Consider the following 352-nt stretch of genomic DNA (forward strand, 5'->3'; position numbering starts at 1 on the left):
ATTCCACAGTAGCTCAGTTGGTAGAGCAATCGGCTGTTAACCGATCGGTCGCAAGTTCGAGTCTTGCCTGTGGAGCCATTATGGAGAGCTGTCCGAGTGGCCGAAGGAGCACGATTGGAAATCGTGTAGGCGGTGAAAGCTGTCTCAAGGGTTCAAATCCCTTGCTCTCCGTTCTCTATAATTTTTTATTCTGGCCCGTTGGTCAAGCGGTTAAGACACCGCCCTTTCACGGCGGTAACACGGGTTCGAATCCCGTACGGGTCATTTGTTTGTATATGGGGGCTTAGCTCAGCTGGGAGAGCATCTGCCTTACAAGCAGAGGGTCAGCGGTTCGATCCCGTTAGCCCCCACC

At 53.1% G+C, this 352-nt stretch carries 4 tRNA genes; all 4 read left to right on the forward strand.

The features are described 5' to 3' along the window. The first annotated feature begins 2 nt into the window (after positions 1-2). The 4 genes from R8925_RS15910 to R8925_RS15925 all read left to right on the forward strand — a co-directional run bounded on the left by R8925_RS15910 (position 3) and on the right by R8925_RS15925 (position 350). Positions 3-78 (forward strand) — tRNA-Asn (locus tag R8925_RS15910). Positions 79-82: 4 nt separating this feature from the next. Next, positions 83-171: transfer RNA gene (locus R8925_RS15915), tRNA-Ser, on the forward strand. A gap of 21 nt (positions 172-192) precedes the next feature. Beyond that, positions 193-264 (forward strand) — tRNA-Glu (locus tag R8925_RS15920). 13 nt (positions 265-277) lie between these two features. Beyond that, positions 278-350: transfer RNA gene (locus tag R8925_RS15925), tRNA-Val, on the forward strand. Positions 351-352: the final 2 nt, after the last annotated feature.

The organism is Listeria rocourtiae subsp. hofi, from assembly GCF_963575615.1.
In the GTDB taxonomy this organism is placed as follows: domain Bacteria; phylum Bacillota; class Bacilli; order Lactobacillales; family Listeriaceae; genus Listeria_A; species Listeria_A hofi.